The sequence below is a fragment of the Microbacterium sp. RU33B genome (genome assembly GCF_900155915.1).
Lineage (GTDB): Bacteria > Actinomycetota > Actinomycetes > Actinomycetales > Microbacteriaceae > Microbacterium.
The window spans coordinates 659465-685142 of sequence record NZ_FTPO01000002.1 but is presented as its reverse complement, the minus strand read 5'-3'; the positions used below and the strand labels follow the sequence as shown (position 1 = coordinate 685142).

19 protein-coding genes and 1 riboswitch are annotated in these 25678 nt (G+C 72.7%); of the genes, 8 read left to right on the top strand and 11 right to left on the bottom strand.

Annotated features, from left to right (window positions below):
- Positions 1 to 58: 58 nt before the first annotated feature.
- From B0B14_RS12820 to B0B14_RS12795, 6 genes are read left to right on the top strand one after another with little or no spacing between them, the layout of a single operon-like run.
- Positions 59 to 3787, top strand: a complete 3729-nt coding sequence (locus tag B0B14_RS12820) for an AAA family ATPase (RefSeq protein WP_076682368.1) — start codon at positions 59 to 61, stop codon at positions 3785 to 3787.
- The gene (locus tag B0B14_RS12815; protein ID WP_076682366.1) at positions 3784 to 10680 is read left to right on the top strand and encodes a PD40 domain-containing protein; all 6897 of its coding nucleotides are present in this window, start codon (positions 3784 to 3786) and stop codon (positions 10678 to 10680) included. Before B0B14_RS12820 ends, B0B14_RS12815 begins: the two co-directional genes overlap by 4 nt.
- Positions 10681 to 11178 (top strand): Pycsar system effector family protein, encoded by a 498-nt coding sequence (locus B0B14_RS12810; protein ID WP_076682364.1) that lies wholly within the window; start codon positions 10681 to 10683, stop codon positions 11176 to 11178.
- A 13-nt stretch (positions 11179 to 11191) separates the two neighbouring features.
- Positions 11192 to 11965: a hypothetical protein gene (locus tag B0B14_RS12805; protein ID WP_076682363.1), complete on the top strand. Its 774-nt coding sequence runs from the start codon at positions 11192 to 11194 to the stop codon at positions 11963 to 11965.
- Between the two features lie 23 nt (positions 11966 to 11988).
- On the top strand, positions 11989 to 12627 hold the full coding sequence (locus tag B0B14_RS12800) for a LysE family translocator (RefSeq protein ID WP_076682361.1): 639 nt from the start codon (positions 11989 to 11991) through the stop codon (positions 12625 to 12627).
- Positions 12628 to 12647: 20 nt separating this feature from the next.
- Positions 12648 to 13520, top strand: coding sequence for a Cof-type HAD-IIB family hydrolase (locus B0B14_RS12795; RefSeq protein ID WP_076682359.1), 873 nt, complete (start codon positions 12648 to 12650; stop codon positions 13518 to 13520).
- Between the two features lie 35 nt (positions 13521 to 13555).
- Here B0B14_RS12795 and B0B14_RS12790 read toward each other — a convergent pair whose 3' ends face one another.
- The 4 genes from B0B14_RS12790 to B0B14_RS12775 form a co-directional block, all read right to left on the bottom strand.
- Positions 13556 to 14383 (bottom strand): SDR family oxidoreductase, encoded by an 828-nt coding sequence (locus B0B14_RS12790; RefSeq protein ID WP_076682357.1) that lies wholly within the window; start codon positions 14381 to 14383, stop codon positions 13556 to 13558.
- Positions 14380 to 15171: an enoyl-CoA hydratase/isomerase family protein gene (locus B0B14_RS12785; RefSeq protein ID WP_076682355.1), complete on the bottom strand. Its 792-nt coding sequence runs from the start codon at positions 15169 to 15171 to the stop codon at positions 14380 to 14382. The genes B0B14_RS12790 and B0B14_RS12785 overlap by 4 nt, the downstream gene beginning before the upstream one ends.
- Before the next feature lie 10 nt (positions 15172 to 15181).
- Positions 15182 to 15943 carry an SDR family NAD(P)-dependent oxidoreductase gene (locus B0B14_RS12780; protein ID WP_076682353.1) on the bottom strand — a complete coding sequence of 254 codons (762 nt, stop codon included), beginning with the start codon at positions 15941 to 15943 and terminating at the stop codon, positions 15182 to 15184.
- A gap of 132 nt (positions 15944 to 16075) precedes the next feature.
- Positions 16076 to 16594, bottom strand: a complete 519-nt coding sequence (locus B0B14_RS12775; protein ID WP_076682351.1) for a hypothetical protein — start codon at positions 16592 to 16594, stop codon at positions 16076 to 16078.
- Between the two features lie 175 nt (positions 16595 to 16769).
- On the opposite strand from B0B14_RS12775, the gene B0B14_RS12770 reads away from it, so the two are divergent.
- Positions 16770 to 17495 carry an aminoglycoside 3'-phosphotransferase gene (locus tag B0B14_RS12770; protein WP_076682349.1) on the top strand — a complete coding sequence of 242 codons (726 nt, stop codon included), beginning with the start codon at positions 16770 to 16772 and terminating at the stop codon, positions 17493 to 17495.
- Positions 17496 to 17504: 9 nt separating this feature from the next.
- Here B0B14_RS12770 and B0B14_RS12765 read toward each other — a convergent pair whose 3' ends face one another.
- The 3 genes from B0B14_RS12765 to B0B14_RS12755 all read right to left on the bottom strand — a co-directional run bounded on the left by B0B14_RS12765 (position 17505) and on the right by B0B14_RS12755 (position 20537).
- Positions 17505 to 18293: an energy-coupling factor transporter transmembrane component T family protein gene (locus B0B14_RS12765; RefSeq protein ID WP_076682347.1), complete on the bottom strand. Its 789-nt coding sequence runs from the start codon at positions 18291 to 18293 to the stop codon at positions 17505 to 17507.
- A 142-nt stretch (positions 18294 to 18435) separates the two neighbouring features.
- Positions 18436 to 19914, bottom strand: coding sequence for an ABC transporter ATP-binding protein (locus B0B14_RS12760; protein WP_372236647.1), 1479 nt, complete (start codon positions 19912 to 19914; stop codon positions 18436 to 18438).
- Complete coding sequence (locus B0B14_RS12755) at positions 19911 to 20537, bottom strand: ECF transporter S component (RefSeq protein WP_076682345.1); 627 nt, start codon at positions 20535 to 20537, stop codon at positions 19911 to 19913. Before B0B14_RS12755 ends, B0B14_RS12760 begins: the two co-directional genes overlap by 4 nt.
- Positions 20530 to 20640: riboswitch (TPP riboswitch) on the bottom strand. It overlaps the preceding gene by 8 nt.
- Positions 20641 to 20678: 38 nt before the next feature.
- On the opposite strand from B0B14_RS12755, the gene B0B14_RS12750 reads away from it, so the two are divergent.
- Positions 20679 to 22214: a D-alanyl-D-alanine carboxypeptidase family protein gene (locus tag B0B14_RS12750; protein ID WP_076682343.1), complete on the top strand. Its 1536-nt coding sequence runs from the start codon at positions 20679 to 20681 to the stop codon at positions 22212 to 22214.
- A 27-nt stretch (positions 22215 to 22241) separates the two neighbouring features.
- Here the strand turns inward: B0B14_RS12750 and B0B14_RS12745 are convergent, their stop codons facing one another.
- The 4 genes from B0B14_RS12745 to B0B14_RS12730 are packed head-to-tail and all read right to left on the bottom strand — an operon-like array spanning position 22242 to position 25587.
- Positions 22242 to 23180 (bottom strand): J domain-containing protein, encoded by a 939-nt coding sequence (locus B0B14_RS12745; RefSeq protein ID WP_076682341.1) that lies wholly within the window; start codon positions 23178 to 23180, stop codon positions 22242 to 22244.
- Positions 23181 to 23183: 3 nt separating this feature from the next.
- Positions 23184 to 23699, bottom strand: coding sequence for a hypothetical protein (locus tag B0B14_RS12740; protein ID WP_076682339.1), 516 nt, complete (start codon positions 23697 to 23699; stop codon positions 23184 to 23186).
- On the bottom strand, positions 23696 to 24511 hold the full coding sequence (locus tag B0B14_RS12735) for an LssY C-terminal domain-containing protein (RefSeq protein WP_076682337.1): 816 nt from the start codon (positions 24509 to 24511) through the stop codon (positions 23696 to 23698). Before B0B14_RS12735 ends, B0B14_RS12740 begins: the two co-directional genes overlap by 4 nt.
- Positions 24508 to 25587 carry an enoyl-CoA hydratase/isomerase family protein gene (locus B0B14_RS12730; RefSeq protein WP_076682335.1) on the bottom strand — a complete coding sequence of 360 codons (1080 nt, stop codon included), beginning with the start codon at positions 25585 to 25587 and terminating at the stop codon, positions 24508 to 24510. The genes B0B14_RS12735 and B0B14_RS12730 overlap by 4 nt, the downstream gene beginning before the upstream one ends.
- Positions 25588 to 25678 lie beyond the last annotated feature (91 nt).

The window sequence follows — 25678 nt, the reverse complement described above, 5'->3', positions numbered from 1 at the left end:
GACGCCCCTCCCCCTGACTCTGTCGCGACCTCGACCGTCCCTGGGGAGGCGATTCCCGGTGACTGCGCATGTCGTGGCCTCGGCGCTGTCTCCTCGCCTGCTCCACGGGGTTCCCGATGACGCCGATCCGCACCTCCGCGTCGACGGCACGGCGGTCGTCGTCGACATCTCGGGGTTCACGGCGCTCTCCGAGCAGCTGGCTTCGGCCGGTCGCGAAGGCACCGAACAGCTCATCGCCACGCTCTCGCGCATCTTCACGGTGCTGCTCCCCTCCAGCGACGACGGCGGCGATGTCGTCAAGTTCGCCGGCGACGCGCTGTTCGTGCTGTTCCAGGGCGCCGACCACGCCAAACACGCCGCGCATGCGGCGTGGAACATGAACCGCGTCCTCGCCGCGATCGGCGACATCCATCTCCCCTCCGCACGCACGAAGCTCCGGATGTCGGTGGGCGTGCACTCGGGCACCTACGAATTCGTCCTGAGCGGCGACGACGTCGTCAGCGTGATCCTGACGGGGGCCGCGACGACGCGCGTGCTGGAGCTGCAGGATGCCGCGGAGGCCGGCCGCATCCTCGTGAGCGACGAGACCGCCGCGCTCCTGCCGGAATCCCAGGTCGCGAAGGACGAGTCGGCGGCCGGGGGCCGACGTCTCCTGAAGGCCGGCTCGGTGGCCTCGGCAGCCCTCATGGCCCTGAGCGTCGGACGGACGTCGGCCGCCGACCGCTTCCTCCCGCGGACGTTCGCGCAGCGCCCCGATCTGCTCGGATCCGAGCCCGACCACCGGTGGGCGGCGATCGCGTTCGTGCAGGTGGAGGCGCCGGATGCTCCGGGCCCCGAAGACATCGCCCGCATGCAGGCGCTGACCCTGCTGGTGGAGGCCGCCGCGGCGGACTCCGGGGTCACGCTGCTCGACGTCGACCCGGCGCGGCACGGCTACCGCTTCTTCCTCACGGCCGGCGCTCCGACCACGGTCGAGGATCCGGAGGGGCGTCTGCTGACGGCGGTCCTGCGCATCGTGCAGGACGGGGGGCCGGGCATCCGGGCGGGACTCACGTCCGGGCGGGTGTTCGCAGGCTTCGTCGGTGCGACGTACCGGCAGACGTACACCGTGATGGGCGATCCGACGAACCTCGCCGCCCGCCTCGCCGCGCGCGCCGAGACCGGCACCGTGCTCGCGACGCGCTCCGCGGTCGAGCGCACGGGCCGCCCGTTCGACGCGGACGACCGCGGGACGATCACGGTGAAGGGCAAATCGCAGGCCATCCCCGTGGTCGTCGTGACCGGTCACGGCGGGCTCGCGAGCCTGGACGCGCGGCAGACTCCGTTCGTCGGGCGGCTCTCCGAACTCGAGGCTGTCCGCACACGGCTGGCGGAGGCCGCAGCGGGCGTCGGGAGCGTCACGGTGCTGTCGGGTCCGGCCGGAATCGGCAAGACCCGGCTGCTCGACCATGCTCTCGAGGAGACACCGCTGCCCGTGCTGCGCGCGCACGGCGACCGGTACGGCGCGAACGCCCCCTACCGCACGCTGCAGACCCTGCTGCGGCCGCTGCTCGGCATCCCGTCGGCCTCGCCGCCGATCGACGCGGGCGTTCTCCTGGGTGCGGCCGTCGCCGATCGCGCTCCGCATCTCTCCCCGTGGCTCCCACTGCTCGCCCCGGCGGTGCGGGCGGAGGTGGCCGCCACCGACGAGGTCGACGCTCTCGACGACGCGTTCCGCGCGGAGCGCGCGTCGGCCGTGCTGCGCGAGTTCATCGAGACCGTCACGGCCGGCCCCGGATGCCTCGTGCTCGACGACGCCCAGTGGATCGACCCGGCGTCCGCGGCCGTCCTGGGCGAGATGATCGCGGCCGACGCGGTGCACGCGATCTTCGTGTCGCGACGCGACGGCGAAGGAGCACTGGCCGTCGAGGCCGGCGAGATCGCCCTCGGCGGCCTCGACGACGACGACGCCGGCGATCTCATCGAAGCGGTCGCCGGCCGGCGCATGCTCCCGGCCGATCTCGCTCCCCTGGTCGCCCGCGCGGGCGGCACGCCGCTGTACCTGGTCGAGATCGCGGCAGGGCTCGCGAGCGAGGTCGACGGTCTCGCGATCGAGCAGCTCGTCGGCGAGCGCATCGACGCGCTGAGCGAGACCGACCGCACGATCCTGCGCCGGGCCGCCGTGCTCGGCGTGCGGATTCCGCTCGGCCTGTATCTGACATGCGTCGGCGCTCCTCTCCTGTCGAGTGGGCTGTCCTCCTTCCTCGAGCTCGGCGCCGACGGGGTCTCGTTCCGGTCGGAGCTCTTCCGCGACGTCGCGTACAGCCAGCTCACGTTCCAGGCACGGCGCGAGCTGCATCGTGCCGCCGCGGCGGCCATCTCCTCCGATCCGGGCATGGGCGGAGCATCCCGTGATGCCATGCTGACCGCGCACTACGAAGCCGCCGGCGAATGGGAGGCGGCCCGCGAGGCCGCCTCCCGCGCGGCGGCCTCCGCCGAGTCCGCCTTCGCTCTCGAAGAGGCGGTGCGCGCCTATCGCAGCGCGATCGAGGCCGCGCGGCGCTCGGGCGGATCATCCCACGACCTGCCCGCGCTCCTGGAGGCGCTCGGCCGCGTGAGCGTCGCGGGCGGCTGGGCGGCAGAGGGCCTCGAGGCGTTCTCGAGCGCGCGCAAGCTCATGACGGATGCCGTGTCGCGTGCGCGCCTCGACCGCGAGCGCGCCTACGCGCTGAACATCCTCGGCCGCGCCGACGAAGCGGCGCGCGCCCTCCGAGCGGCCCGACGCGCGGTGGCCGGCGCCGGCGACAGCGCGCGCGGCGTGCTCGCGGCGATCGCCGTCACGGAGTCGGGCCTCGAGCTGCGCAAAGGGCATTGGGCGCCCGCGAAGGACCTGGCCGTCGAGGCGATCACGCTGCTCGAGGGTCGCGCCGACGATGCGACGAGCCGGCGCGTGCTCGCCGACGCGTACCGGTACCACGACATCGCCGCGAGCGAGATCGGCGGCGACGGCGCCATGATCCACCTCGCGCAGGCCTTGGAGATGTACGACCAGACGGGCGACGAGCTGTCGAAGTCGAAGGTGCTGAGCCTTCTCGGGGTGCGCGCGTACTACCGGGGCGACTGGGGGTCGGCGGCCGCGCTGTACGGACAGGCGAGGGCGGCAGCGGATGCCGCGGGCGACGTCGTCGGCAGCGCGATCGAAGCCGCCAACGCCGCGGAGATCCTGCTCGACCAGGGTCTGATCGATGAGGCGCGACCCCTGCTGCGGTCGGCGCGCCGCGTGTTCGAGGCCTCCGACAATCCGTACCTCGTCGCGTTCGTCCTGCTGCTCACCGGCCGGTGCGACACCCGCGCGGGCGATCCCGTGGCCGCGCGCACCGCGCTCGAGGCGTCGGCAGCCGGGTACGCCGAGCTCGACGAGGCGGACTCGGCCCGCGACGCTCGCGTGCATCTGCTCGAAGCGCTGATCGACGCCGGCCTCCACGACGACGCCGTCGTCCTGGCGAGCGATCTCGCGGTCGCGGGCGTCGACGGACCCGCCCTCAGCCGCCTGCACCGACAGAGCGCTCGCCTGGCCCGCACCGACGGCGACGACACCGCCGCCCGCGCCGCGGCCCGAGCGGCCGTCGACGTGGCCACCGCCACCCCGTACGAGCGTGCGCTCTCGCTCGCCCTCCTGGCGCATCTCGATCCCGACACCGCGATCGGCGACGCGCACGAGACTCTGCGCAGGCTCGGCGTCGTCGACGTCGACGCTCTGCTCGTCCACGATGTCGTCGACTTCACCCCCTCGGAGCGTCCGCGATGAAGCACGCGCACCACCGCCCTGCCCTGGCCGCCCTCGCGATCGCGTCGCTCGTCGTGACGGGAGCCGTCGTCGTCGCCCCGGCGACGCCCGCTCCGGCGAGCGCCGCGGTCGGCGACGCCGAGACGTTCACGGTCACCGACAGCGCGCAGGGCGGTGCGAGCAGTCCCTTCCTCACTGCGGACGCGCAGCGGGTGGTCTTCACCTCGGGCGCGTCCGACCTCGTGCCCGGCGACACGAACGGCGAGCCGGATGTGTTCCTCGCGACGGCCGTGCAGGGCTCGGACGACCCGTTCTCGGCCGCCCCCGTGCTGGTGAGCGCCCCGGACGGGCCGATCGGCGCGGTGCGTGCCGACGGCCGCAGCGACGACGCCGTGTCGAGCATGAACGGCCGCTACGTCGCGTTCACCAGCGATGCCACGAACCTCGTCGACGGCGTCACTCCCCGCGGATTCACCCACGTGTACGTGCGCGACACGGTGGCGAACACGACCGTGCGCCTCCAGGCATCCGAGATCCCCGACGGGGATTCCCGCGACCCCGACATGAGCGACGACGGCCGGTACGTCGTGTTCACGTCCGCGGCGGACAACTTCGACACGATCGATGCGAACGGCGCCGAAGACGTGTACATCGCCGACCTCGACGCGAACGGCGACGGCGTCCACGGCGACATGGAGATCGACAAGGTCTACCCCGACCAGAACATCGTCACGGGAACACGGGACGGCGTGATCAGCGGGAACGGGTACATCGTGGCGTTCCGCACGCGCGGCGACCCCGCAGACCCGCTCGTGCAGACCACGCTCGACAGCCTCTTCTGGACGAACCTGACCTACGACCGCCAGGGCGTGGTCGGGCGCGACGTCATCAGCCCCCCGTCGATCGATGTCACGGGCAAGGCGTTCGCCTACGTGCGGGGCCGGGCGTGCAATCTGGGGTTCGGCGACTCCGAATCCCCGGCCGTGGTCGCCGCGATGTACTCCGTCCAGTCGCCCTTCACGGCCTCCGTCGGCACCTTCGGCACCGACCGTCGTTCGGGCGTGGACTCCGCCCCCGTCATCTCGCCCGACGGGAGCACCGTCGCGTGGTCGACGACGGTTCCGATCGCGGAGTGGAGCAGCGACAGCCCGCCGCCGCCCCCTCTCGAGCGCCCCGTCATCCGCACGGAGAAGATCAGCTGGATCGACGCCGAGACCGGCGGCACCGTCGTCCGGTGCACCGGCACCCCCGGCGCGAGGACGGACCACGCGCCGGGCTCGTCCCCGTCGTTGTCCGCCACGGGCCGCACCCTGGCGTTCCAGTCGGGCACGCGCATCGACGCGATCGACACCCACTCGAACGACGGCATCTCGGTCTCGAGCACGCAGGGCACGATCGTCCCCCCGAGCTACCTCACCCGTGTGCCGATCTCGAGCATCGCCCTCACCACGCTCCGCGGGTACGCGTCGGCGCTCGCCGACGCTCCCGTGCACCGCCTCCCGGTCCACCGCCTGCCCGTGCACCGCCTGCCCGTCCATCGTCTTCCGGTGCACCGTCTCCTCGTCGAGGACTCGCCCGTGCACCGCCTGCCGGTGCATCGCCTTCCCGTGCACCGCCTCCCTGTGCACCGGCTCGACATCCCGGGCGGCTGGGCGCAGATCCTCGAGGGCACGCCGTTCGCCGATCAGCTCCTGCAGACGGTGACGCTCGACGAGGTGCTCGCGTGGGCCGATGAGAACCCCGACACGGATGCCGGGCGCCTCATCCTGAGCCTGTCGCTCGGCGACCTCGACATCGACGGCAGCGGCCTGGATGCGCTGACCCTCGCGTCGTATGCGCTGGGCAGCGCCCCCCTGGCCGAGCTGCCGCTCCCGGGCTCCGACGACGCCGCGTCGGCGTGGCAGGACCTCGCCGACGCTCAGGGTCTCGCGGTCGAGGTCGACCCCGAGATGGTGCTCGCCGACCTCGACGCGGCCGGTCTCGACATCGCGGCATCCGGTGTCGACCGGCTCGTCGTGGGCGCCCTCCCCGACGCGACGATCGACAGGATGCTCCTCGACGCGATGACGATCGATCCGGCCCTCCTCCCGGGCACGCCGCTCGGCGAGCGCGACGTCCGGTCGCTCGACGACGCCGCGCGGGTCGCGCTGTTCGGGCGCACCGACGTGAGCGGCACGCTGGCCCAGCCGACGTGGCCGCTGCTCGAGACGGCGACGTTCGCGGATGTCGCGAAGGGCGTGCCGGATCTGGAGTTCGGCGAACTGCTGTTCTCGCTGCTCGACGCGGAGAGCTACCCGTGGGAGCAGCTCACCTCGAGCGCGATCGATCCGCGCTCGGGGCTCGACCCCACCGATCCCGGCGGCTGCAACACGAACACGCGCTGCAGCTCGAACTCCCCGTTCCGCTTCGCCTTCGACGCGGGTCCGGGCGAACCGGTGCGCTTCGCGGCGCCCACGGCGCGCATCACCCTGCCCCCCGACACCGCGCGCACGCAGCTGCTGTGGAGCGGCTCGGCGCCCGAGCCGCGGTCGTGGAACCAGTACACGGAGTACCAGGGTCCACGCACCGAGACACGCAACGGCCTGAGCTTCGCCCTGCCCGACACCTCCGCGGGCACCGTGATCGAGATGGACGCATGGTTCTCGCTGTCGGCGGGGCGCGGCGACCCCGTCGCCCGGGCCACGCTCACGACGGGCACGCTCGAGAGCGAAGCGACTCTCCGCGGCATCGGCTCGCTCTCGAACTGGGACAACCCGTCGACCGACTACGCCGACGGCGTCTGGGAGTCCGGCACGGGGATCGTCTTGGAGGAGGGTCAGCTCTACTACGAGTGGATCTCGCCGGCCTCCGTGCGTCAGGAGGAGGTCGACGGACGGACCGTCGACGTGTACGGCCCCGCCGACGACGAGGACTTCTACCTCGTGCCTCCGCCCCCGCCGGGGAAGAGACTGGTCATCTCGACGAACGCGAGCGACGGGCAGCTCGCCCTCGCCCTCTTCAGCCCCACACGCGCCGCGGGCGAGGACGCGAGCCTCGGCGTCGCATCCGCCGGCGACGTGCCGGGCACGCTCGTGGCGGAGCAGACGGGCGCGGCCGGCGAGCCCGCCACCGCGGGTGCCGACACCACGGCGGAGGTCGCCGGTCAGACCCTCATCGATCAGGCGGCTCAGCGCGGCGACGGCACCGCGACGGTCGAGGCCGCCTCGACGGATGCCGCGGGCGGCCAGAACCTGCTCGTCCGCGTCTCGAGCGGAAACGGACTGGCGAGCTCCGAGCTGTATTCGCTGCGCGTGCGGTACGTCGACGAGCCCTCCGAGATCGTGTGCACGCCCTGGGCGCCCACGATCCCCGGGCTCCCCGCCGAGGCGTCCGTCAGCGACGTCGTCACCGATGAGACGAACACGATCTACCTCTTCGACCAGGCGCGGTTCCGCGACACCTACGGCGTCGAGGAGACCGCGACCGTGCGGGCCGCCCTCGCGCGGCTGACCGGTGACGGGGCGCAGGACGACGCCGTCGTGGGCGCCGTCCTCGCGATCGACTCCGATCCCGGAGTGGCCGCCGCCCGCAGCGTCCTCGACGCGAATCCGTGCTCGCTGACGGCCCGCGAAGCGCTCTCGACGGCCGTCAACGTCTACGTCGCCGCCGCGCTCGGCGACCACCGCGACCAGATCGACTCCGTCGTGATCGTCGGCGGCGACGACATCGTGCCGTTCGCCCCCGTCGCCCAGCACACCGGACAGTTCAACGAGGCCAGCCACGCCGACGCGCTCCGCCTGAGCGGTGACGCGTGCACGCTCGCCGTGCCGGAGGGCTCGCTCGACCCCTGCGCGACCCCGCTGTCGGCGGCGGCGGCCACCAACCACATCCTCACCGACGATCCGTACGGGCTCGCGACCGCCTACCGGTCGCTCGACGGCTACCTCTACGTGCCGAACGCGGCACTGGGGCGGCTGGTCGAGACGCCGGCGCAGATCGTCGCGACGATCGATCGCTTCATCGAGGCGGACGGCGTGCTGGCGGCGGATTCGAGCCTCACGGGAGGCTACGGCGCCTGGGCGGAGCTCCCCGAAGACATCCGCGCCGCGCTCGGCTGGCGCTCACCCGACAACGAGACCCTCGGCGAGGACGACCCCCAGAAGCTGTGGACGCGCGCCGAGCTGGCCGAGGCGCTGTTCCCGGATGCCGGCGAAGCCCCCCGCATCGTGTCGGTCAACACGCACGCCGACGAGACCCGGCTGCTCCCGGGCGTGGCCGGCGCCGCCGGCGGCAGGTTCGCGGAGGCGGACCTGTTCACGACGGACGATGCGCCCGAGGCATCCGGACTCGACGGCTCGCTGCTGTTCCTGATCGGATGCCACGCGGGCAACAACCTGCCCTCCGCCTACTACGGGGAGGACGCCGTCGACTGGGTCGACGTGTTCTCCGAGTCGGGCGGATTCATCGGCAACACCGGCTACGGGCTTGCGAACACCGTGACCACCGCCCTCAGCGAACGGCTCCTGACGCTGTACGCCGACTGGGTGGGTGTCGAGGTCGACGGACGCTCCGTGACGTCGTCCGAAGCGCTCACGTACGCCAAGCAGTCGTACCTCGGCGGGCTCGGTCTCTACTCCGGCTACGACGAGAAGATCCTGATGGAATCGGTGTACTACGGCCTGCCGATGTACACGTTCGCGGATGCCGCGACCGCGAAGGCCGCGCCGGTGCCGACGATCCCCGACGATCTGACGGCGCTGCAGACGCAGGGCGGACTGTCGTCGGCATCGCTGGAGTTCGCGCCCGACTTCCAGAAGGTCACGAAGACGGACGACGAAGGGCGGGATGTCTCCTACCTCACGGCCGACGGCCAGGAGCCGGTCACCGTCGCGGGTCAGCCGGTGCTCCCGCGTATCGTCTCGCAGCTGCGCGACGAGCCCGGCTACACGCCGCGCGGCGTGCTCATCACGAAACTGACGTCGCAGACCGAATCGGGGGTGCCGATCGCGATCGCCGCGCCCGGGGTGGGCGTCGCCCAGACGACGGCCACGCGGACCGACGTCGCGTTCCCCTCGACGTTCGCGACGATCACGAGCCAGCAGACGCCGGCGGGGCGGTCGGACCTCCTCGTCGTGACGCCCGGCCGGGTCGAATCGGGCGACGGCGTGACGGGCAGCCTCGAGAGGTTCACGGCGCTCGGCCTCGACGTGCTCTACGCGCCCGAGGAGTCCACCGACACGACGGCGCCGTCCGTCACGGGCATCGACGCCCGCGCCGACGGATTCACGTTCTCGGTCGCCGGCGATCCGGCGGCCGGCATCCTGCTCGTGCAGCCGACGGACGGCGGCTCGGGCGAGTGGCAGGCCCGTCCGGTCGGAATCGCCGCGGATCGCGGCTCCGTCCTCCTGCCGGCCGGCCTCGGCGCGTACCGCTGGATCCTCCAGGTGGCCGACGCGGCCGGCAACGTCACGGTCGAGACGAACCGCGGGCACATCGTCGAGACCGCCGCGTCCGCGCCGGAGCTGGGCAGCACCGCCGGCGACGCGGAGCTGAAGGTCGGCGCCCTGCTGCAGCGCGCCGTGGAGATCACGGATGCCGCGCCCGGCGACCGGCTCACGGCGCAGCTCACGGTGCAGTCCGGGGAGTCGGCGGTGGGCGGCGCGATCGTGCCGGTCACCACGGGCGCCGACGGCGTGACCCGGGCGCTCATCGCGCAGCGGTTCGACACTCCCGGCTCGTTCGACGTCGCGCTGCGCGTCTGCCGCGCCGAGGCGTGCACGACGGCGCGGTTCGCCGTCGACGTCGCGCTGCAGAACGCGGCGCCGACGTCGTCGGTGAGCCTCGTCTCCGACACCGATCCGATCGGCCCATCGTCCGTGCTCACGGCGACGGCGGAGGCGCGTGACGCCGACGACGCCGACGACCCCTCGCTGCTCCTGGAGTGGGCCCGCAACGGCGTGCCGATCGCGGGCGAGTTCGGCGCGACGCTGGAACTGCTGCCGCTCGGGGCGAACCCGGGCGACGTCATCACCGTCACGGCCACGCCCTTCGACGGCACGACCGTCGGACACGCGAGCTCCGCGTCGGTGACCCTGCACATCCCGCCCCCGCCGCCGGTCATCACCGCGACGGCGACCACGGCGGGGGGCGCGTACGCGGAGGGTTCCTGGAGCCGGATGCCCGTCACCGTCGACTTCGACTGCTCCGGCCTGGGCGCCCTGCAGTGCAGCCCGCCGGAGACGGTCTCCGTCGACACCACCGCCGCCGGCCTCGTCGTGCGGGGCACGGTGCGCGACCTCTTCGGCCGCACCGCCACCGCGGAGGTGCTCGTGCGGGTCGACCGGACCGCGCCGACGCTCGCCCCCGCGGTGACCCCCGACCCGGTGGCGCAGGGCGCCGTCGCGACGGCCGCGCCGAACGCGGCGGACGCGGCATCCGGGCTCGCCTCGGCAGCGTGCGCCGTGCCGCAGACCTCGGTCGCGGGCCCCGCCACGGTCGTCTGCACCGCGGTCGACGTCGCCGGCAACACCGCGACGGGCGCGGCCTCCTACACGGTGCAGGCCGTCGGGGCGCGGATGTGCCGCGGGCTCCTCGACCGCACGGCGCTCGCGCCGCTCAACGCCGACGGGACCAGCGTGTTCCTGCGCACGTCGGGTGTGCCCATCGCGTTCCGCGCCTGCGACGCCTCCGGGAAGCCGATCGGCACGAAGAACTTCGTGAGATCGGTGACCCTCGTCTCCACCACGACGCTCCCGGCATCCGCGCGGATCAACGAGCTGTGGACACCGCCCTTCACCGGCTTCAGCTACCTCAAGGCCGCGGATGTCTGGCTCGGCCAGATCTCCACGGTGAAGCTCGCGAAGGGCAAGAAGTACACCTACACCGTGTTGCTGGCCGACGGCAGCTCGTTCCCCTTCACTTTCGGAGTGCGCTGAATGACCTCGCCCGACACCGACGCTCTGGCCGCCGAGATGCTCTCCGAAGTGCGTGAGGAGATCGACCGGGCCGACCAGAAGGCCTCGCTGCTGATCGGCAGCCTCGGCATCGCGTTCAGCATCGTGCTGAGCGGCCTGCTGGGCGGCTCCTGGAACCCGGCGAGCCTCGGACCCGTCTCCACCGCCGTCTGGGGCGCGTGCGCCCTCACCGCCGCGGGGTCGGTCCTCGCCGCGGCGCTCGCGGTCTGGCCGCGCGCGAGCCCGCCGCCCGGAAAGGGCGCGATCACCTATTGGGGGCTCATCCAGGATCTGCCGAGCGGGCAGGCGGTGGCGGAGGCGCTCGCCGAGCGGGGCCTGCACGCGCCCGCGCGCACGTATCAGCAGCTGCACGTGCTGTCGGCCCTCGTGCAGCGGAAGTACCGCGCGATCCGCTGGTCGATGGTGCTCGCCGGTGTCGCGTCGGGGCTCGTCGTGGTCTCGTTCTTCGTCGCTCTCTGACAGAGTCGCCTGCATGGATCCCGCTTCCCGCACCGAGCTCGACGCTCTGCGCGAGCGCGCGTACGGACCGGCTGCCGACATCCTCTCCGATCCGGATGCCGTCGCCCGCCTCCAGGCGCTCGAAGACGAGCTGCGGGGGCCGGCGGTCGGGGCGGACGCGCCCGCCGCTGCTGCCCCCGTCGGTCGACCGCCGACGGGCGACGGCAGCGTTCAGCCCGCGGAGGCCGAGCGCGCCGAGGGACGCCGTGGCCCGCGCATCGCCCTCGTCGCCGGGCTCGCCGCCGTCGCTCTCGCGGTCGTCGTCTTCGTCGTCGCACCGCTGATCGGCGGCACGGCGGAGCCGGAGGCATCCGCCACACCGTCGCCGAGCATCGATTTCGCCTCGCGGCCCGGGTACGAGCGCCTCATCACGATCGCCCTCGACGGCGGGTTCGCCGACACCACCACGATCCCCCTCACCTCCATCCCCGTGCTGCCCGGGCTCGGAACCGTGCGCTGGGCGGAGCCGCTCGGCGACTACTACGGCTTCGATCTGTGGATCGGCTCGGTCGTCACCGCCGAGGGCGAACGGCTCTGCGTCGCCGCCGTGCACGCCGAGAGCGCCCCGGCCTATGACTGCAAGCGGCACGGGGAGTGGCGCGAGGAGGGGATCCTGGCACTCGTGCCCTACATCTCGATCGCGCCGGCCGATCGTCCCGACGGGCTCGATCCCGGCGACAGCCTGGGCTTCTGGTGGACGCCCGACGACGACGTCCTGGTGCTCAGCGGCACCGAGCCCGCCGGCTGACGCCGGGGGTCTATCGTTGCGTCGTGGTCCCGATCGACAACCTCCTCGCCTTCACGCTGGCCGCCCTCGTGCTCATCGTGATCCCCGGCCCCGCCGTGCTGTTCTCGGTCGGCCGGACGCTCGCTCTCGGTCGCACGGGCGGGCTCATCAGCGTGCTCGGCGTCTCCCTCGCCCTCATCCCGATCGTGGGCCTCGTCGCGCTCGGCGTCGGCGGCATCATCGCGCAGTCGGTTCCGCTGTTCACGGCCCTGAAGGTGGTGGGCGCGCTCTACCTGGTGTACCTCGGCATCCAGGCGATCCGCCACCGCAAAGACGCCTCCGCCGCCGTCGACTCGTCGACGCTCCCCCGCTCGCACGGGCGTCAGCTCTCGCAGGGGTTCGTCGTGGGCGTCACCAATCCGAAGACCATCGCGTTCTTCGTGGCCGTGCTCCCGCAGTTCGTCGATCTCGGCTCGGGCTCGGTGCCCCTGCAGATGATGGAGCTCGGGCTGGTCTTCGCCGTCCTGGCGGTCATCTCCGACGCGATCTGGGTGCTCGCCGCGGCGGCCGCACGCTCGTGGTTCGCGCGGTCCCCGAAGCGCATCGAACGCCTCACGGCCACCGGCGGCGGCATGATGATCGGGCTCGGCGGCGTGCTGCTGTTCACCGGCTACGAACACTGAGCATCCCCGGGCCTGGGAGGATGGATGGCGTGACACCCGCGCCCTCGACCCCCCGCATCGCCTTCATCGACGTCGACGGGACGATCCTCGAACACGGTGCGCTCGTCGCGCCCTCGACGGTCGCCGCGATCCGCACCGCCCGCGAGAACGGGGTGCTCGTGTACCTGTGCACCGGACGGGCGGGGGGCGACATCCATCCGTCGGTCGAGGCCATCGGGTTCGACGGAGCCATCACGAACGGCGGAGTGACGGCCCGCACGGGTGACGACATCGTGGTCTCACGGCTCATGCCGCCCGCGGCGGTGGAGCGTCTGGTGGCGGCGTTCGAGGCCCACGGCATCCACTACTTCCTGCAGACCGACGACGAGGTCTTCGCCACCGCGGGCATGACGGCCATGGTGCGCGACTTCGTGCGCCACATCCAGGCACAGGATGCCGCGGAGGGCATCGAACGCGCGGAGGACTCGCTGTCGGGCCTCGCGAACCGCACCTACCGCGACGTGTCGGACGCACCGAGAGACGAGATCGCCAAGGCCGTCTTCGTGAGCACGGAGGAGGAGGGCCTGCAGACGCTCGACGCCGAGCTCGGCGATGAGTTCCACATCGTGCCGGGCTCGATGCCCCTGCCGGGCGGATCGAACGGCGAGATCGCCCTGCTCGGCACCAACAAGGGGTCGGCGATCGAGATCGTGCTCGCACAGCTCGGCATCGACGCGGCGGATGCCGTGGGCATCGGCGACAGCTGGAACGACATCGAGATGTTCGAGGTCTGCGGCACGAGCATCGCGATGGGCAACGCGGAGCCCGCGCTCAAGGCGCTCGCCGACCGCGTCACGACCAGCGTCGCCGACGACGGCGTGTGGAACGCGTTCCGCGGGCTCGGGCTCGTCTGAGCCCGGCCTCCTCGCGCTGACCGGAGCGCTCGCGCCTACAGGAAGATGTCGGGGAACAGCTCGCTGTCGGGGGTGCCGGGGACGGCGGCGTAGCCCGAGAAGTCGGTGATGCCGACGCCCGCGAGCACGTCCTCGACGATGAGCGTCTGGCCGGTGAACGCGTCGGCGGGCTTCAGGAACACCTCGTACGCGGCATCCGCGTAGATCTCCGGCGTGCGGCTCACCTTCATCATCGCGTCGCCGCCCAGCGCGAACTGCACCGCGGCGGTCGCGATCGTCGTCGCCGGCCACAGGGTGTTCGCGGCGATGCCGAGCTTCGCGAACTCAGACGCCATGCCGAGGGTCGCCATCGTCATGCCGTACTTCGCCATCGTGTACGCCGTGTGGGCGCCCAGCCACCGCGGATCGAGGTTCAGGGGCGGCGACAGCGACAGGATGTGGGGGTTCTCGGCGTCCTTCAGGATAGGCGCGGCCGCGCGGCTCAGCATGAAGGTGCCGCGCACGTTGACGTCCTGCATGAGGTCGTACTTCTTGGCGGCGAGGTCGAGCGAGCGCGACAGGTCGATCACCGACGCGTTGTTGACCACGATGTCGATGCCGCCGAACTCTCCCTGCGTCTTGAGCACGGCCTCGGTGATGTCGTCGTCGCTGCGCACATCGCCGACGATCGGCAGCGCGTTGCCGCCCGCCGCCCGGATCTGCTCGGCGGCCGAATGCACGGTGCCCTCGAGCTTCGGGTGGGGCGTGTCGGTCTTGGCCAGCAGCGCGACGTTCGCCCCGTCGCGCGCGGCGCGCAGCGCGATGGCGAGGCCGATGCCGCGGCTGCCGCCCGACATCAGGATGGTCTTGCCTGCGAGCGTCATGAGTTCTCCTTCGGGGCGGACTGCTTGCGGGATGCCGCGGCGAACGCCGCCACGCGCACCTGCGCCTCGGGGGTGTCGAAGCGCGCGCCGATCGTGGACGCCTCGTCGTGGAAGTTGTCGGCGAAGGCACGGTGCGCACCGACGCGGACGAGCCGCTTGGCCTGGCCGAACGCCCCCGTGGCGTTGTCGAGCCAGAAGCGCGCGATCTCCTCGCTGCGCGCGGCGAGCGCGTCGGGAGCGACGACCTCGGTCACGAGGCCCCAGTCGAGGGCGGTCGCGGCGTCGATCGTGACGTCCTGCAGGAGCATCTGCAGAGCACGGCGCTGGCCGATCGCGGCCGGGAGGAGCGTCGAGACGCCGAGGTCGGGGGTCAGGCCGATGTTGGCGTACTTGGAGACGAACTTCGCCTTCTCCGACGCCACGATGAGGTCGGCCGCGAGCATGAGCCCGAGACCGCCGCCGGCCACCGCGCCCTGGACGGCGGCGACGATGGGGATCGAGGACTCCACGAACGTGCGGATGCCGTCGTGGATGATGTGGGCCATGTCGGTGACGGCCGAGCCGCCGGCGCCCGACGATCCCATCGCGATGACGTCGCCGCCCGCGCAGAAGGCCGGACCCGCCGCGTCGAGGATGATCGCGCCGACCGAGGCATCCGTCGTCAGCTCGTGGGCGACCGCGCGCCAGCGCGTGCCCATCTCGAAGTCCATCGCGTTGAGGTACGCCGGACGGTTGAACGTGACGCGGGCGAGCCCGCCCTCGACGGTGACGAGGATCGTTTCGGACACAGGGTTCTCCTTACTTCGGCGCCATGCGGATGGCGCCGTCGAGACGGATCGTCTCTCCGTTGAGGTACTCGTTGTCGACGATGGCCATGACCATCCGCGCGTACTCGTCGGGGCGTCCGAGGCGCTGCGGGTAGGGCACCTGCTGGCCGAGCGACGCCTGTGCGGCTTCGGGCAGGCCCGCGAGCATGGGGGTCTCCATGATGCCCGGGGCGATGGTGCAGACCCGGATGCCGAAGCGGGCGAGCTCGCGCGCGATCGGCAGCGTCATGGCGTGCACGCCGCCCTTGCTGGCGGAGTAGGCGGGCTGGCCGATCTGGCCGTCGAAGGCCGCGACCGACGCCGTGTTGACGATGACGCCGCGGTCTCCGCCGGCGGTCGGCTCGGTCTTCGCGATCGCCGCGGATGCCTGCCCGATCACGTTGTACGTGCCGACGAGGTTGACGCGCACGACCTTCTCGAACGCGGCGAGCGACGACGGGGCGCCGTCGCGGTCGAGCACCTTCGCGGGCGGCGCGATGCCGGCGCAGTTGACGACGACGCGCAGCGGGCCGGCGAGCGACGCCTGCGCGACGGCCGCGGCGACCGCGTCGGGGTCGGTGACGTCGGCGGGGGCGAACGATCCCCCGAGCTCGGCGGCGACGTCGGCTCCGGGCGACGACGGCAGGTCGACGATGGTGACGGCGGCTCCGGCAGCGGCCAGGCGACGAGCGGTCGCGAGTCCGAGTCCGCTCGCGCCGCCGGTGACGAGCGCGGATGCACCGGTGAGATCCATGGATTCTCCTTCGAAGTCCGGATGCCTCGGCACCCCGTGCCAGCATACGCGGGACCGAGTTCCACCGCGATGACCGGGGCGCGGCATCCGCCCCAGGCTAGCGCCGGAGGGCGATGGCATGCAGCGCTCGGTCTAGCGGCCGATCGGAGGCACGGTGCGCAGCAGGGCCGTGATGCGCTCCAGGAGTGCGACGGGCTGAGCCAGGAGCACGCGCGCGTCGGGATGCGCGACGAGGTAGTCGACGAGCCGGGTGGCCGCCCGGGCGTCGCGGCGGCGGTAGCCCGAGAGGTAGTGGGGGGTCAGCGGCCACTCCACGACGTCGGACTGCCCGGTCGTGAGGCGGAACGGGAAGGTCGGCGTCTCGGACAGCGACTCGGTGGCGGCGCCGCCGCTGAGGAGCCCTTCGATCGTCGGCCAGACCGTGTCGCCGATCGCCGGATGCGGCCACAGCGTCGTCGGAAGACCGAGCGCGATCTCGCGGGTGTCGCTCCACGGGACGAAGCCCCCGGGCGCGTCGGCGAAGTGCAGCGAGATCCCCGTCGGATCCAGACGCACGTGCCGCACTGCGACATCCCCGATCGCCAGCGCCGGCGCGGTTCCCTCCAGGGCGGACAGCGGGCCCTGCCGTCGGGAGATCGTCGCACTGTCCACGGGTCCATCCCACCATGCGGGCGGCCGAAGGCGCGCTCGCCGCGCGCGTGCACGCCTGCGGAGCGGGCATCCGACACGCCGCCGCTCACCCGCGCCGCCCGGCGTGCCCCGCCCCGTCTCCGCATCCGTGCACGCGTGGGCCGCCGCCGGCCTCACGCGCGGGCAGGATGGAGGCGTGACCATCCCGTCCGAGCCGCTCCCCGTCGATCCGCGGGTCGCGCTCCTCGCGCGAGGCGCCGCCCTCACCCCGGTGTGGCGCAACGATCTCGGCGGCGTGACGTTCCGCACGGACGACGACCGCTTCCTCAAGTTCGGCCCCCGCAACGCCGAGTCGACGATGGCCGGCGAGGCCGAGCGGCTGCGGTGGGCGGGCGGATGGCTCACCGTGCCCCGCATTCTCGAGGCCGGCGCCGACGACACCCACGAATGGCTCGTGACCGCCGCGCTCCCCGGGCTCTCCGCCGTCGATCCGCGCTGGATCGCCGCGCCCGCCGTCGCCGTGCGGGCGGTCGGCGAAGGACTGCGCGCCCTGCACGATGCGCTCCCGGTCGAGGACTGTGCCTTCGACTGGAGCGTGGAGCGCCGCATCGCGAACGCCGCGGGGCGCGGCATCCGGGTTCCCGACGACCTGCGCACGGCACCTCCGATCGACCGCCTCGTCGTGTGCCATGCGGATGCCTGCTGCCCCAACACCCTGCTGGGCGACGACGGGCGCTGGCTCGCGCACGTCGATCTGGGCCTGCTCGGCACGGGCGACCGGTGGGGCGACATCGCCGTCGCGGCGATGTCGACGGAGTGGAACTACGGGCCCGGATGGGAGGACGCGCTCCTCGAGGCCTACGGGGTCGCGCCCGACCACGAGCGCCTGGCCTATTACCGGGAGCTGTGGAACGCGACCTGATGCGAGGGCTCAGCCGGGTCCGAGGATGAAGTTCCACGACCCGGTGAGAACGGCGGCCGTCACCGCCACGGCGGAGATCGCCGCACCGAGCGCGAGCAGCATCCACTCGCGTCTACCGAACGTCGACTCCCGCGCACACGTGCGCCGGCCGGGAGCACCGAATCCGCGCGCCTCCATCGCGGTCGCGAGCTTCGATCCGCGACGGATCGAGAGCACCAGCAGCGCGAAGGCCATCCCCAGGAAGCGCCGGATGCGGCCGCGGTCGGCCACCCCGCGCGCCCGTCGGGCGAGTTCGAGGGCGCGCCAGTCGTCGAGGAAGAGTCCGACCATGCGCAGCCCGGCGAGGGCGCCGAGCACGAACCGCGCCGGGAGCCGGAGGATCTGGGCGAGCCCGTCGGCGAGGTCGGTGGGGTCGACGGTGACGAACAGGACGACCGAGGGGAGCGCGATCGCGAGCACGCGGAAGAACGTCGCGAGCGCGAGCTCGAGCGAACCTTCGCTGATGCGCACGACGAACCACTCCGCGTAGACGGTGCCGGATGCCTCGCCGTACAGCGCGATCGTCAGCGCGGTCAGGGGGGCCGCGATCCACACGGGCCACGTGCGCACCCAGAACTCGCGCCATCCGATGCCCGCGAACGGGAACAGCAGCAGCTCGAGGGCCAGCGCGACCGCGGCCGACACGACATCGAGCGTCAGGATGAGCGGCAGCGCGATGAGCGCACTCGCACCGAGCTTCGCGACGGGGTTGATGCGTGCGAACGCCCCTTCGCGGGCGTGGGACTCGAGCAGGGTCATCCGGATGCCTCGACCCTCGGGAGCATTCGGCGGGGGTGCGAACGGAGGCGCTGGTGCGAAGGGAGGACGGATGCCCGCAGAAGCATCCTCCGTCCGCACCATGTCCTCCATTCAGACCCGGCAGACCCGGCAGACCCCGGCCTCACGAGGGGCCCCGCAGCTCGTAGCGGTCCGCGCGCAGCGCGTCGATCACGGCGTGGTCGTGCGTGATCGCGACGATCGCCGAGCCCTCCTCGGCATCCGTCCCATCGCGCAGCCGCGCCAGCAGGGTGACGAGCTCGGCCCACGTGCGGGCGTCCTGGCCGAAGGTGGGCTCGTCCAGCACGAGCACGCGCGGCGCGGTCGCGAGTGCGGCGGCCACCGTGAGCCGCCGCTTCTCCCCGCCGGACAGCGTGTACGGATTGGCCTCCGCGAGACGCGTGAGCCGCAGTCGCTCCAGGAGCTCGTCGACGCGCCGCCCCGTGACGGCCGGGTCGAGGCCGAGGGCGTGTGGACCGACCTCCAGCTCCGCACGCACGGTCGTGGCGAGCAGCTGGTGCTCGGGATCCTGGAAGACCGTGCCGATGCGGGTCAGCAGCTCCCGCGAGCGCCAGCGGATCGGCTCGGCGGTGGCGCCGGCGGCGAGCACCGGCGAGGCGGTGAGCGAACCGGATGCGGGGGCGAGGAGCCCGGCGACGGTGAGGCCGAGCGTCGACTTGCCTGCTCCGTTGGGTCCGGTGATCGCGAGCGCCGAGCCGGCGCGCACCTCGAGGTCGATCCCGTCGGCGACCGCGACGCCGCGCACGCGCGCGACGGCGAGCCCGCGCGCCGTGAGGAGGGGCGCTCCGGGGGCGCGCGCGGGCGGAGGCGGCAGCGCGGGCGGGATGCCGGGCACCCACACCCCCGCCGCGGCGAGGCTTCGGCCCTCGCGGCCGAGAACGGCATCCGGTGACCCGTCGGCGATCACGCCGCCCTCCCCGAGGACGATCACGCGGTCGACGAGCGGCAGCCACACCTCGACGCGGTGCTCGACGACGACGAGCGTGGTCGCACGATGCGCGAGGAGGGCGGCGACCGCGTCGCGGACCTCGGCGACGCCCGCCGGGTCGAGGTTCGCGGTCGGCTCGTCGAGCAGCAGGATGCCGGGCTGCATGGCCAGAGCGCCCGCCAGGGCGAGCCGCTGCTTCTGCCCGCCCGACAGCGCCTTCGTAGGGCGGTCCAGCGGCACATCGAGCCCGACGGCGTCCAGCGCCGCCCCCACCCGAAGCCAGATCTCGTCGCGCGGGACGCCCAGGTTCTCGCAGCCGAAGGCGGCGTCGTCTCCGACGCGCGCCAGGATCACCTGCGAATCGGGGTCCTGCAGCACGAGTCCGGCCCGGCCGCGCGCACCCGCCGCCGGCGCCCCGTCGACGCGGAGCTCGCCGGTCTGCTCGCCCTCCTCGTCACCGCCGAGCACACCGGCCAGGCCGTGCAGAAGGGTGGACTTGCCCGATCCGGACGCGCCGAGCAGCAGCACGCGCTCGCCCGGGTCGATGCGGAACGAGACATCCCGCAGCGCCCACGCACGACGCGAGGCGTGCCGCCAGCCCCACCCGCGGGCCTCGACGGCACCGCGACGCGGCTCGTCGGTCACCGACGTCAGACGCGGACGCGGCGTTCGCGACCGGACGCGAACCGGTCGAGCGCTCCCGTCGCGGCGAGCCCTCGCGCGAGCACCCACGACAGTGCGCCGGCGATCACCGCACCCGACACGATCGTGGCGATCAGATAGACGACCGTGAACGTCGTATCGGCCCCGGCGTACCAGAGGATCAGGTTGTTGACGCCGCCGAACAGCGCGGCGCCCGCACCCGCCAGGATCGCGACGGGGAGGTTCCAGAGGCGGTAGGCGAAGATCAGGAACACGACCTCCGCCCCGAGTCCCTGCACGAGGCCCGCCTCGAGGGTGAGGAAGCCGCCCCACTGGTTGCCGACGAGGGCCGACACGACCGCCGCCAGCGTCTCGGTGTACAGCGCCGCGCCCGGCTTTCGGATGATGAGTGCGCCGAGCACGCCGGCGAACAGCCACGGTCCGTCGAGCAGACCCTGCAGTCCCGGCAGCAGTGGCTCCAGCAGACTCTTCGGCCCGAGGTACCCGATGTTCCAGAGCAGGAAGATCAGACCCGCGGCGACGCCGAGGACGCTGGCGACGACGATGTCGACGACGCGCCAGCGGAACCGGCCCGTGGTCGTCCGATCGGTGGATGGGGACGTGGAAATGCTCATCGATCTCTCCTCCCTGCGCTGGCATGACCCAGATCAGGTTCGACGGTCGAAGCGTGGATCGCTTCCTCTCAGCCCGGCTCACCGGACTCCCGTGTGTGACCCGATGAGTATACAGACGCCGAGTCGGGGTATTTTGGGCGGGTGACCCCCGCCGACGTCCCCCCGCCGACGCGCCGCTCGCTGCGCGCGACGGATCAGACGGATGCCGCGGACGCGACCGCGATCCTCGTGGCCGACCCTGTGGTCGCCCCCGCGGCGCGCGACCGGGATGCGCATTCGGTGCTGCCGCCACGCACCTCGCCCACGCCGGGCACGGCGGGCAAGGCTCCCGCCCCCGCGAAGGTCGCCTTCGCGTGGGTCGACGAGTCGGTCGTCGCCACCGGCGCACGCCCGGCGCTCACGGCGGACGCCACCGGCTCCGCGCTGGCCCCCGCGTCGGCCGATCTGCTGGCCTCCGCGCCGCGCCGGTCGCCCTTCCGCCCGGGCGTCATCATCCCGATCCTGCTGATCCTCGCGCTGTTCGGCGTCTACGGGGCGACGACCCTCCTGTGGCCGCTCCACGCCGTCGCCCCCGAGGTCACGGCCGTGCAGGTCGAGCCGGTCGCCGCTCCCGCGGCCGCGCCGGTGTGGCCCGCCGAGGGCAGTGCCGGCATCGCCGTGCGGGGCATCTCCGGGTCGCTGTCCAGCAGCGCCGAGCCCCAGGAGATCGCGAGCATCACGAAGGTCGTCACGGCCCTCCTCGTGCTCGAGGAGATGCCGCTCGCCGTCGGCGAGACCGGGCCGGAGTACCGCTTCACCGCGAACGACCGCTCGCAGTACCAGGGCTACCGCAACCGCGGCGAGTCCGCGCTGAACGTCCCCGTGGGAGGCTCGCTGACGCAGTACCAGCTGCTCCAGGGCATGCTGATCGGCTCGGCCAACAACTACGCCGACCGCCTCGCGAGCAACCTCTGGCCGTCCGACGCCGTGTTCGCGCGCGCTGCGAACGAGTGGCTCGCCTCGCACGGCGTACCGGGCATCACGGTCGTCGAGCCGACCGGCTTCGACACGGACAACGTCGCCACGAACGAGGCGCTGCTGATCCTGGCGACGAAGGCCCTCGCGAACCCCGTCATCGCCGAGATCGTGCGCACCCCGTCGGTCGAGCTCCCCGGCGCAGGTCTGGTGACCAACACGAACGACCTCCTCGCCGACCCTGGCGTGCTCGGCATCAAGACGGGCGCCCTCGACCGGTTCAACCTGCTCTCGGCGAAAGACATCGTCGTGGGCGACGTCACGATCCGTCTCACGGCATCCGTGCTCTCGCAGCCCGACCCGGAAGCGCGCTCCGCGGCCACGCGCGCCCTCTTCGCGCAGCTCGAGGCCGAACTCCAGCCCACGACGACGGTCGCGGCCGGAACGACGGCCGGTGTCGTGGAGACGAAGTGGGGCGCGCGGGCCGACGTCGTGACGGCGGACGCCGCTCCGGTCATCCTGTGGAACGGCGGCGCCGCGACGCTCGAGACCGAGTACTCGCTGGGCGACAGCCGGGCTCAGGGCGATCAGGTCGGCACCCTCACCGCCACCGGCCCGTTCGGATCGACGTCGGTCGCGCTGCGGCTCGACGGCGACATCGAGCCCCCCGACGCGTGGTGGCGGCTGACGCACCCGCTCGACCTCTTCGGCCTCGCGGGCTGAGTCGGCGGAGACCGCCTGGGCCGGCGCTCAGACGAAGCGGACGGTCTGCTGCAGCCGGGTGCGCACGTCGAAGACCTCGTTGCCGCCGATCGACCGCGATCCCGCGACGCCGCGGCGCAGCACGCCCGACAGCGCGGAGCGCGACACGACGGCGACCGGCAGGCCCCGCACCTTGCCGAGCTCCTCGATGGGCTGCTGCAGGTCTTCGTCGGGAAGCACGACGATCGCGCCCCCGAAGCGCACTCCCGCCGCGCGCGCGACCGTCCGGATGCGGGCCAGCAGGCCGGCGATCGGCGGATCGGCCACGCCGTCTCCGATGAGGTCGCCGCGGCGCACGCGCACGGGTCCGCCGAAGTCCTCCGACAGGATGCCGTAGAGGCCGCTCGGTCCGAGCACGATGTGGTCGAGCTTGACATCAGGTCCATCGCCGCGTCCCCCGGCGGCGACGTCGTGCCACACGGTGTACCCGATGCCGAGGTCGGCCACGGTGCGCGCGGTCTCCTCCTCGGCGAGCGCGTCGGCGAGGAGTCGGCGCACGGCCACGGGCGCCGATCGCACCAGCGCCGGGTCGTAGGGATTCTCGACGGTCACGCCACGGCCCGCCCATTCCCGGATGAGCTCCAGGTAGCGCTCGCGACGCCAGCCTCCGGGCTGACCGTGCGACCGCGCGCGGGGACGCGTGTCGACCGGGCGTCCGGGCGGCCGCCAGGACGGGGCATCCGGTGCGTACTCGGGGGCAGCCGTCGACCCGAACCCGTGCCCCCGGTCGTAGGCGGCGCGCGCCTCCGGGGTGCCCACGAGCTCCCACGCGCGCTGCACCTGGATGAACACGGCGGCGTCGCCTCCGGTGTCGGGGTGCGTCTGGCGGAGGCGGAGGCGGTAGGAGCGTCGGAGCTCCTCGTCGTCCACGGTGGCGTCGACGCCGAGCACGTCGTACGCGGAGGCGGAGAGGGGACTGTCGAACATGCGTCAGCGCTTCTCTTTCCGGCGGGCGTACGCCGCCGCACTGCGGCTGGAGAGGGCGAGCAGGACGAGGATGTCGAGCGCCAGAGTGAGGAACGTGCCGTCGAGGTGGATCCGCTCCCCCTGCACCCACCACGCCGCGAACGACGAGGAGATCGACACGACGGACACCGTCATGACGAGTACGCGCGCCCAGTTGACACCGCGGTACACGAGCAGGGCCATGACCGCGTCGATCAGCAGGGCTGCTCCGAGGATCACGGCGAACGCGACGAACGAATCGCGCAAGGCCTCCGGCGACCACGCGACGCCGTCGATCTCGATGCTCGCGTCGCGGATGACGGAGTCCCAGTTGAGCCCGAAGTCGATGATGACGTAGACGCCGGCCAGCACACGGAGCACCACGAGGAGCACCCCGGCTGTGATCGTGAGCGGGCGCTTCATGTCGGGGTCGTATCCCGTGCGCGCCAGGAGCTGCTCGACGGGCTCGTAGGCCGACCTCTTGGCGGGCTCGCGGGTCATGCGCTCACCCCCCGCACGTCCACGATCGGCAGATCGCCGTCGGTGCGGATGCTGTCGCCCCCGCCGTTGCGCGCGTGGTACCCGGTGGCGAAGTCGGGGATCACGTCGACGGTGATGCGCGGATCGGCCGCCGTCAGCGAGCTCACGATGTGGTCGCGCTCGACATCGGTGTCGGCGTCGATCTTGTGCGTCACCTGCAGGGTGAACAGCGACAGCCCGACGGAGGTGTCGAACGTGCCCGCGGCGAGCCAGTCGACGCGTCGCCCGCCCGGGAGCAGCCAGTCGTCCGGGCATTTCCAGAACCGCACGTGGTGGCGCTGCGACGGATTGCCGTCCACCTCCTGCTGGTACGCGAAGTCCTGCTGGCGCGAGAACAGGAAGAGCGGGCTCACGGGCGCTTCGTCGTAGCTGCGGCGCGTCAGTGTCGACACGATGATCTTCCACGACGAGCCCAGGGTCACGGGGTCGGCCTTGGTCCACCCGGCAGAGCGCAGGGCGGCCTCGATCCGATCGCCGTCCCCCATCAGCGCGAGGTTGACGGGATCGCCGAGAAGGCCGTCGCTGGTGCGCGTGCGGCCGATGAAGTAGTTCGGCACGTAGATCGTCGTGAGGATGCGGTGCAGCCGCGGGAGCACGAGGTAGGCGAGCAGCACCCAGAAGACGACGGCGGCGGCGATGCCCCACCACCCGACCGTGAACGCCTCGGTGAAGCTGAGGTAGGCGAGCCAGACCGCGGCGAGGCCGGCGAACACGAAGAAGAACCAGTCGACGGCGATGCCGATCGACCAGCGCCTCGTCGTGCGCGCGGTCATTCCGGAGCGCTCCACAACGGGATCGAGGGGGCGTACGCGAGCGCGGTCGCCGCGGCATCCGGGGCCAGTTCGGCGATCGTGGCCGGCTGCCAGCGCGGCGAGCGGTCCTTGTCGACCAGCTGGGCGCGGATGCCCTCGACCAGATCGGGCTGGGTCAGGGCGAACCACAGGACCAGCCCGTACTCCTGCTCCAGCGCCGCGCGCAGGTCGGGGAGCTCGCGCGCGCGCCGCACCGCCGCGAGCGTCACGGCGAGACCGGTCGGCGAGAGCTCCTCGAGCGTGTCCGCGGCAGCGGATGCCTCGGGCTCCGGCCGGGCGCGCAGACGCTCGACGATCTCGGCGACCGTGTCGGCCGCGAAGGCGTCGTCGATCCACGGGCGCTGGGCCATCAGCGTCGATGCGCCCGGCGTCTCGTCGAACAGCAGCACGAGCTCGGTCGGGCTCGCGGGGTCGGCGCGGGTCTCCAGCGCCTCGCGCACGCCCGCGAGGTTCTCCGACGGGACGAGGTGGTCGGCGAATCCGCAGGCGATCGCATCCGCGGCATCCATCGTCCCGCCGGTGAGGGCGAGGTACTCACCGAGGCGCCCGGGTGCGTGTGCGAGCAGCCACGTGCCGCCCACGTCGGGGGTGAACCCGATGCGCGTCTCGGGCATCGCGAGGGACGACCGCTCGGTCACGAGGCGGATCGCCGCGTGACCGGCGAGTCCGATGCCGCCGCCCATCGTGATGCCGTCGGCGAAGACGACGACCGGCTTCGGGTAGTCCGCGATCCGGGCGTTGAGGGCGTACTCGGCGCGGAAGAACACCCCCGTCGCCTCGGGGTCGCCCGCGACGATCTGCGTGTAGAGCCCGCGGACGTCGCCGCCGGCGCACAGTCCCCGGTCGCCGGCGCCGTCGAGGAGGACGACGTCGACGTCGGTGTCGTGCTCCCAGGCATCCAGCGCCGCGGCGAGCGCGTCGATCATCTCGAGGTCGAGCGCGTTGATCGCGCGCGGCCGGTTGAGCGTCAGATGTCCGACGCCGCCGGACGTGCGGACGAGGACGCGGGGCTCGGGGGTGCCTGCGGGTTCACTCACGACGGCAAGGCTACCGGGGGGTTCTGAGGGCGGGGTCGCCACGCGGTGGCGACGCCGGTCAGCACGGGCGGGAACTTTCCGCAAAGATAAG